Origin of the sequence: Saccharopolyspora sp. NPDC002686 (genome assembly GCF_040295745.1) — a bacterium.
Classification (GTDB): Bacteria; Actinomycetota; Actinomycetes; order Mycobacteriales; family Pseudonocardiaceae; genus Saccharopolyspora; species Saccharopolyspora oryzae.
On record NZ_JBEOVY010000330.1, the window covers coordinates 1 to 8510 of the forward strand.

Consider the following 8510-nt stretch of genomic DNA (forward strand, 5'->3'; position numbering starts at 1 on the left):
GTTGGCGTGCAGCTTGAGCATCTTGTAGCCGTGTTCCTTGACGTGGAACTCCAGCTCCTTGGCGCCGTTCTCCGGGCCGAACCGCGGGTTGTAGATGAAGTTGCCGACGAACCGGTCCGGGTAGCGCTGCACCAGGGAGGTCACGTAGGCCTGGTAGTCCCGGATTCCCTCGCGTCCGCCGCGGTTGCCGTCCCGCCAGGAGGTGTTGCCCGGCGGCGGCATGATGCAGCTGATGTCGACCCGGCGCGGCTTGCCGTTGATCCACATCGGACCGTCCATCATCTTGAGGGTGCGCTCGCCGGTGAAGGGCTCACCGGTGTGCCGCCACGCCTCGTCTACCAGGTTCGTCGGGTGCACATGCGTGTCGATGATCAACGGGATCTCTCCTATCGGTAGCACCCCGGCCACGAATCACCGCACCTACGGGTCGCCGCGCTCGAACCGCGGCGCGATCGAGTGCAACACCGGCCGGAGGCCGCTGTCAACAAGTTGCATGTAATTTTCGACCCCGCTGCACCGCCGGCCTCCGAGCGCGGGTTCAGCGAAACCGGTTCAGGGCTGCTCGCCGGTTGACACGACAGGCTCGGCGAGTTTTACATGTTATCCGCATCGCACTCGCCGGTGACCTCCCCGCCGTGGGCCTCCGTTCGGCGATCCGAATCCCTCCGCACCGATTGGGCTGCCATCGGCCTGGGAAGTGAGGCGTGCATGCCCGCCGTGCACGAGAAGTTCTGCGACCTGCTGCTCACCGACGCAACGGTGCTGACCGTCGACGAACACCGCACCATCCACCGCCCAGGATCCGTCGCCGTCACCGGCAACCGGATCACCGCTGTCGGTCCGCAGGAAGAAATGGCCGACTGGCAGGGGAAAGAAGTCCTGGACTGCACCGGGAAAGCAGTGCTGCCCGGTCTCGTCGACGGTCACAACCACCTCTACCAAGCGCTGGCACGGGGATTGGGCGAAGGACTGTCCATCGTCCCGTGGCTGTGCGACTTCATGTGGCCGTACTCCATCGCGGTGGAAAGCTCCGACGCGGTGGCCGCCGCGCGGTTCGCCGCGGCCGAAGCACTGCGGCACGGGACGACGACCGTGGTGGACAACCACTACGCACCAACAGATCTGGACACCACCCTCGCGGTCGCCGACGTCGTCGAACGAACGGGTCTGCGCGGGGCCATCGCGCGCGGAATCGTCGGCCCGCGCACCGAAATCGCCGCGAAACGCGGTCAACCCGACGCGCTGTTCCGGTATTCCGCCGCGGATGAACTCGCCATCACCCGCGAAGCGGTGCAGCACCGCCCACCGGGCTCGCGAGTCGAGGTCTGGCCCGCACCGCTGAACCTGACCTACGTGGACCAGGAACTCGTGCGCCGCAGCATCGAACTCGCGCGGGAACTCGGCATCAGCTGGCACGCGCACTGCTGCGAGGGCCGCACGGACCCGAAGAGCTACCTCGACGCGTACCGGGCGCGGCCCGTGCAATGGCTCTCGAAAGCCGGGCTGCTCGACGAACGGGCCACCCTCGCGCACGCGATCTGGCTCGACGACGCGGAGGTGGAGCAGATCGCCGGCTCCGGTGCGCGCGTCGTGCACAACCCGACGTCCAACGCCTACCTGGCATCGGGCACGCTCCCGCTGGCTGAACTGCGCACACGCGGTGCCGTGGTCGGGCTGGGCACCGACGGACCGAGCTGCGGGCACCGGCAGGACCTGTTCGAGTGCATGAAGCAGTCCGTCCTCGCCCAGCGGTCGACCACCCTCGATCCCACCGCGATGCGCGCACAAGACGCGCTCGACCTGGCCACCCGCGACGGCGCGCGCTGCGCCGGAGTCGACGCCGGGGTGCTGGAACCCGGACGACTCGCAGACCTGATCGTCGTCGACCTCGACCGCCCGCACCTGCAACCGCTGCACGACGTCGTGAGCACGCTGGTCTACGCCGCACGCGGCTCGGACGTCGTCGTCACCGTCGTCGACGGCGAGATCGTCCAACGCGATGGCCGCTGCCTGCGCCTCGACGAAGCGTCCGCCGCCGCGGAAGCCCGGGAACGGGCCGAACTCCTGGTGCACCGCGCCGGTATGACCCGCCTGCTGCGCTAAGGCCCGAGGAGGAGCCATGCGATTACGCCCCAGACCTCGCAGCACCGCCCCACCAGATGCAGTCGACACCGCCCCACCGCTGCGCCAACTCCTGCCGCTCGGGCTGCAGCACGTGCTGGTCGCCTACTCCGGCATGGCCACCGTGCCGCTGCTGATCGGCCTCGGCATCGGACTGCCCACCGAGCAGATCGCCGTGCTGGTGTCCGCGAACGTCCTCGTCAGCGGCATCGCCACGCTGCTCCAAGCGCTCGGCGTGCTCAACATCGGGGCCCGGCTGCCGATCGTGATGGGCTCGACGTTCACCGGCATCACCCCCGCCATCCTGGTCGGCAAGGACGGCGGGCTGCCCGCGGTGTTCGGCGCCACCATCGTCGCCGGGCTGCTCACCTGGCTCGTCGCCCCGTGGTTCAGCCGGCTGATGCGGTTCTTCCCGCCCATCGTCACCGGCACCATCATCGCCATCATCGGCTTCTCGCTGCTGCCCTCGACTTCGAAGCTCATCGCCGGAACCGACCCCGCCGCAGCCGACTTCGCCTCCCCCACCCGACTGCTCATGGCGCTGGGCACGATCCTGCTGGTGGTGCTGCTGGAAGCCTTCGCCCCGGCCGCCATCGCGCGCTTCGCGATCCTGACCGCGCTCGTCCTGGGCACGCTCGTGGCGCTGCCCCTCGGACTGGCCGACTTCTCCGCGGTGGGCGAGGCATCCTGGTTCGGCGCGGTGCACCCGTTCGCGTTCGGGCTCCCCGAGTTCACCATCGCCGCGATCCTGCCGATGATCATCATCCAGCTGGTGAACATGGTGGAGTCCACCGGCGACACCCTGGCGATCGGGCAGATCGCGGGCCGCGACGTCGGCCGCGAGGAACTCGCCCGCGCGCTGCGGGCCGACGGGGTCGGCACCGCGGTCGCCGGGGTGTTCAACTCGTTCACCATCGTCACCTTCGGCGAGAACGTCGGTCTGGTGAGCATGACCCGGGTCCTCAGCCGGTTCGTGGTCGCCACCGCGGGGGCGCTGCTGGTCGTGATCGGCCTGCTGCCCAAGCTCGCCGCGGTCGTCGCCTCGCTGCCCGGACCGGTGCTGGGCGGAGTCGGGGTGGTCATGTTCGGCACCGTCGGCGCGGTCGGCGTGAAGATCATGGCCCAGGCGGACCTCGGGAATCCGCGCAACATCCTGATCGTGGCCATCTCCTTCGGTTTCGGCCTGCTGCCGGTGGGCGCGCCCGAGTTCTACGCGAACCTACCCGGTGTCCTGCAACCGGTGCTCTCCTCCGGTATCGCGGCCGGCGGCATCGCCGCCTTCCTGCTGAACCTGGTGCTCAACCGGCGAACTCCCTGAGAGGTGGACGAGATGGTGCGCGAGATCCCGTCCACATCGGACGCAGGAGTGGACGACCGGCCGCCGTGGGGCCACCTGGTCCTGCTGGGCCTGCAGCACGTGCTGGTGATGTACGCGGGCGCCGTGGTGGTGCCGATGGTGGTCGGTTCCGCCCTCGGACTCGGCCAGGACGAGATCGCCACCCTGGTCTGCATCGACCTCGTGCTGGCCGGCATCGGCACGATCCTCCAGTCGCTGGGCCTGTGGAAGTTCGGCATCCGGATGCCGCTGGTGGTCGGCGCGGCGTCGAACGGGATCGTGCCGATGATCCTCATCGGGCAGTCCAAGGGTCTGCCCACCGTGTACGGCTCGCTGCTGGTCGGCGGCGTGCTGTGGGTCCTGCTGGCACCGTTCTTCGGCAGCTTGATGCGCTTGTTCCCCGCCGTGGTGACCGGGACCGTGATCACGCTGATCGGCCTCACCCTGATCCCGGTGGGCCTCCGGCTGATCACCGGGAAGGACCCGGGCGCCCCCGACTACGCCGCACCGGGCAACCTGCTGATCGCCGGGTTCACCGTGCTGCTGGTCGTGGTGTTCTCCCGGTTCCTGCGCGGACTGCTGGGGCAGCTCTCGCTGCTGCTCGCGCTGGTCGTGGGCGCGATCGTCGGCTGGATCGCCGGGATGGGCGCGCTGACCCGCGTCGGCTCGGGACCGGTGCTGGGCGTGCCCGAACCGTTCCACTACGGGATGGTGCAGTTCGACCTCCCGTCGATCTTGCTGTTCCTCATCGTCGTACTGGTGCTGACCGTGGAGGCCTCCGGCCAGGGGCTGGCCGTCGGGCAGGTGGTGGGCCGGAAGGTCGGGCCCGCCGAGATCAGCCGGCTGCTGCGGGTGGACGGGTTGCTGACCGCGCTCAGCGGGATCTTCAACGGCTTCGCCTACACCACGTTCGGGCAGAACATCGGGCTGATCGCGCTGACCAAGGTCCGCAGCCGCTACCCGGTCGCGGTCGGCGGTGTGATCCTCGTGCTGCTGGGCGTGGTGCAGCCGATCGGCCGACTGGTGGCAGCGATCCCGCAACCGGTGATCGGCGCGGTCGCGGTGGTCACCTTCGCCGCGCTGACCGTCTCCGGCATCGAGCTCCTGTCCGAAGTGGACTTCAGCCGGTCCGGGAACCTCGTGGTCGTGATGATCGCGCTCGGCGTCGGCCTGGCGCCCACCGGTGCACCGGACCTCTACCACCAGTTGCCGTTCGTCGCGCAGGTCTTCCTGGACAGCGGGGTCGCCACCGGCACCGTGCTGGCGGTGGTCCTCAATGCCCTGTTCCACCTGCGGAGGGAACGAGATGGTTGATCGACTCGTGGTTGGCGTGACCGGAGCCAGCGCACCGCACCTCGCCATCCACCTCCTGACCAGCCTGCAGCAGATCGACGGGGTCGAGACGCACCTCGTGATGTCCCGCGCCGCGCACCGCACCATCGAGCTGGAGACCGGGCTCCGGCCGGCCGACGTGGCCGCGCTCGCCGATGTCTGCCACCGGCGCGGCGACATCGCCGGAAGCATCGCCTCGGGCTCGTTCCGCACCGCGGGGATGGTCGTGGTGCCGTGCTCGATGAAGACGCTCGCCGGGATCGCGCACGGCTACAGCGACGACCTGCTGACCCGCGCCGCCGACGTCTGCCTGAAAGAACGTCGACGGCTGGTGCTGGTCACCCGCGAAACACCGCTGAGCCTGGTGCACCTGCGCAACATGACAGCGGTCACCGAGGCCGGGGCGGTGGTGCTGCCCCCGGTGCCTGCCTTCTACCACCGGCCCGAGTCGGTCGACGACCTGCTGGCGCACCTCACAGGCAAGGTCTTGGACCAGTTCGGCATCGAACACGACCTCTTCCTGCGCTGGCAAGGCGCCCATCGAGAACTAGGAGCAGCCCGGTGAACCTTTCCCCGCGCCAGGACGCGCACACTTTCTTCACCGAGTACCGGCGCGCGCATCCGGACGACGTCCTGGTGGTGGACGAGCCGGTGTCCGCCGAGGGCGTGACCGGGCTGATCTACGAGCTGATCGCACGCGGCCGGGACGAGATGCTGGTGTGCAACGAGGTCGAGGGCGTTTCCTCACCGGTGGTGACCAACGTCTTCGCCGCCCGGCATCGAATAGCCCGGTTCCTCGACGCCGAGCCCGGACGGCTGCACGAGGCGTACCAGTCCCGGGCTTCGCGGATGCTCGCACCGCGCATCGTCGACTCCGCGCCGTTGGTGGCGGACGAGGTGGTGGACCTGGCGACGGTCCCGATGTTCCAGCACTTCGCGTCCGACCGGGCGCCCTACATCACGAGCGGCATCGTGGTCGCCGAGGATCCGGACACCGGGGTGGGGAACCTGAGCTACCACCGCGCCATGGTGCACTCCCCCACCGAGCTGGCGACGAGCTTGCATTCGCGCGGTGACCTGTGGCGGCTGTTGGCGAAGTACGCCGAGCGCGGGGAGCCGATGCCGGTCGCGGTGGTCATCGGCGGCCACCCGCTGTTCATGCTCGCGGCCTCCGCCCGCGTCCCCGCGGATGTGGACGAGCGCGCCGTGGCCGGCGGCCTGTTCGGTGAACCGCTGGACCTGGTGCGCACTCCCCGACACGGCATCGGCGTGCCGGCGTGGGCGGAGTTCGTGCTGGAGGGCACCATCGACCCGCAGCAGAACGCCGAGGAGGGACCGTTCGGCGAGTTCTCCGGGTACTCGTCGCACCGCTCCACGAACAACGTGCTGCGGGTCGAAACGGTCCTGCGCCGTGAGGACGCGCTGCTGGTGGATGTTGCGGGCGGGAACACCGCGGACCACCTGAACCTCGCACGGGTACCGCGGGAATCGGAGTTGGCGGAGAAGCTCAAGGACCGCTTCCCCGATGTGACCGCAGTGCACTACCCGACGTCGGGCACCCATTTCCACTGCTACGTAGCCATGCGCGAATCTCGACCGGGCCAGGCCCGCCAGGTGCTGCTCGGCCTGCTCGGCTGGGACCCGTACGTGAAGACGGCTGTGGCCGTGGACACCGACGTGGACATCACGTCCGACGCCGAAGTGCTGTGGGCGTTGGCCACGCACTTCCAACCGCACCGCGATCTGTTCGTGGTGGACGGACTTCCGGGATCGCCGCTGGACCCTTCGTCGGATCCGGGCGGAACCACATCCCGGATGGGGCTCGACGCGACGCGCAGCCCCGACTTCGCCGGTGACCGGATCGTGGTCTCGGCAACCGCACGCACCGACGCCCGCCGACTGCTGGGCAGCGATGGAGGACGACGATGAGCAAGATTCCCGTGACCGTGCTGACCGGTTTCCTCGGCGCTGGAAAGACAACGCTGGTCAACCACATCCTCACCGCCGAACACGGGCACCGCATCGCGGTCATCGAGAACGAGTTCGGCGAGATCCCGATCGACGACGCGCTGGTCCTGCGCTCCGACGAGGAGTTCTTCGAGATGTCCAACGGCTGCTGCATCTGCTGCACGGCCCGCACGGACCTGATCGACATCCTGCGCAAGCTGATCGAGCGCAAGGACAAGATCGACCGGGTGCTGATCGAAACGACCGGCCTCGCCGACCCCAACCCCGTCGCGCAGACCTTCTACGCGGACGAGGAGATCAGCGAGCACTTCGCCTTGGACGCGATCGTGACCCTGGTCGACTCCAAGCACATCGGCCAGCACCTGGACGGGGCCGGAGTGGGCCACCAAGCCGTGGACCAGATCGCCTTCGCTGACCGCCTGGTGCTCAACAAGATCGACCTGGTCACCGAATCCGAACTCGACGCCCTACGAGTACGCCTACGCGGGATCAACGCCACTGCCGAGATCTTCACCTCCAACTACTCGAAGGTCGATCTCACCGACATCCTCGGCGTCGGCGCCTTCAACCGGATCGTGCATCCTGCTTGGCTGGACGAGCAGGAGCACTTCCACGATCCTGCTGTGAGTTCCGTCGGGATCGAGCTGGACAGCGCTGTCGACGGGGATCTCGACGAGGACGCTCTTCGGGAGTGGCTTGGTCGGTTCACCGCTGAGCACGGTGACGACCTCTACCGACTCAAGGGCGTTCTCGCTGTTCGGGAGGATGCTCGGCGGTTCGTCCTGCAGGGGATTCACCGGTTGTTCGAGCTTCGTCCTGCTGAGCCTTGGGGGCGGGACTCTCGTCGTAGCAAGGTCGTTTTCATCGGGCGGGGTCTTGATCGGGCTTTGCTCGTTGATGGGTTGCGGACCTGTGCTGCTCGTTCTTCTTGAGTCTGTTTCCCTCTTCTGCGGCTGGTTCTTGTTTTCGCTGTTGAGTTTTCAAGGTGCTTTCTACCTGTGTCTGTTGGGTTGTTGGTGGGGGTCATCCCCGTGGTTGGTGGATTGTGGGGGCTGTGCTCCGGATGTCAAGCCCGGCCTTTGGCCGCCCCTGCGGGGTTTCAGGCTTGACATCCGGACCCCAGCCCCGTTTTGGCTTTATGTCACGGGGATGACCCGGTATGGAACGGACCCCGGATCTCGACACCATCGGGCCGGACTCGAGGCGGCTGGGACTGATGGACGGTGGGTTGAGGGTTGGTGGGTGTCACCGGTGGCTTTCCTTTCACTGTGGGCCGGGCAGCGGGCTTGCGGGATGTAGTGGGTTCTGGCTGTGGGATCAGGGGCGGGTCGAGGTCGCCTGCGGCGTGTTCAAGAGGGTCATCGGTTACGTTCTTGCCGACTTTGTGTCGGCTGTGTTCTGTTCGGTGCGTGGCGGATTTTTCGTCGTTCGCGTTCTAGCGGTGTCGGTTCTGGCCAGAACTCACGCTCGAGGCGCGGGGTGTTTCAGGCTGAGGGCAGGGCAGGGTGCCCCACCGGCTGTTCGCCGGTGGTTATCGCGTGTCCTCGGGTGGTGTTCGTGGTGTGGGGATGAGTTGTTCGAGGGCATGCTTGTGTACGACGGGATCAGCTTTCCCGCCGGGTTGGGGTGTTTGATCCGGATCCACACTGGACGGTGGAGTGAACACCGGACGCCCCTCATGGAGGGCGATGTTCCAGTGCTGGGTGTGGATGGTTCGGTGATGGTGAGCACACAGCATCACCATGTTGTCCAC

The 8510-nt window shown here is 67.7% G+C and carries 7 protein-coding genes; 6 read left to right on the forward strand and 1 reads right to left on the reverse strand.

The annotated features are described in order from the left end of the window. A partial coding sequence (locus ABTZ89_RS31180; protein ID WP_351051442.1) for an amidohydrolase family protein occupies positions 1 to 375 on the reverse strand: 375 nt, incomplete at its 3' end. Between the two features lie 333 nt (positions 376 to 708). On the opposite strand from ABTZ89_RS31180, the gene ABTZ89_RS31185 reads away from it, so the two are divergent. From ABTZ89_RS31185 to ABTZ89_RS31210, 6 genes are read left to right on the forward strand one after another with little or no spacing between them, the layout of a single operon-like run. Continuing rightward, entirely contained in the window at positions 709 to 2103 is a 1395-nt protein-coding gene (locus ABTZ89_RS31185; RefSeq protein WP_351051445.1) for an amidohydrolase family protein, read from the forward strand. A gap of 16 nt (positions 2104 to 2119) precedes the next feature. Then, a complete protein-coding gene (locus tag ABTZ89_RS31190) occupies positions 2120 to 3439 on the forward strand; it encodes a nucleobase:cation symporter-2 family protein (RefSeq protein WP_351051448.1) in 1320 nt (439 codons plus the stop codon). A gap of 12 nt (positions 3440 to 3451) precedes the next feature. Next, positions 3452 to 4771 carry a nucleobase:cation symporter-2 family protein gene (locus ABTZ89_RS31195; RefSeq protein ID WP_351051451.1) on the forward strand — a complete coding sequence of 440 codons (1320 nt, stop codon included), beginning with the start codon at positions 3452 to 3454 and terminating at the stop codon, positions 4769 to 4771. Then, the gene (locus tag ABTZ89_RS31200; protein ID WP_351051454.1) at positions 4764 to 5354 is read left to right on the forward strand and encodes a UbiX family flavin prenyltransferase; all 591 of its coding nucleotides are present in this window, start codon (positions 4764 to 4766) and stop codon (positions 5352 to 5354) included. The genes ABTZ89_RS31195 and ABTZ89_RS31200 overlap by 8 nt, the downstream gene beginning before the upstream one ends. Next, positions 5351 to 6718: a UbiD family decarboxylase gene (locus ABTZ89_RS31205; protein WP_351051457.1), complete on the forward strand. Its 1368-nt coding sequence runs from the start codon at positions 5351 to 5353 to the stop codon at positions 6716 to 6718. Before ABTZ89_RS31200 ends, ABTZ89_RS31205 begins: the two co-directional genes overlap by 4 nt. Then, positions 6715 to 7689 carry a CobW family GTP-binding protein gene (locus tag ABTZ89_RS31210; protein WP_351051460.1) on the forward strand — a complete coding sequence of 325 codons (975 nt, stop codon included), beginning with the start codon at positions 6715 to 6717 and terminating at the stop codon, positions 7687 to 7689. Before ABTZ89_RS31205 ends, ABTZ89_RS31210 begins: the two co-directional genes overlap by 4 nt. Positions 7690 to 8510: the final 821 nt, after the last annotated feature.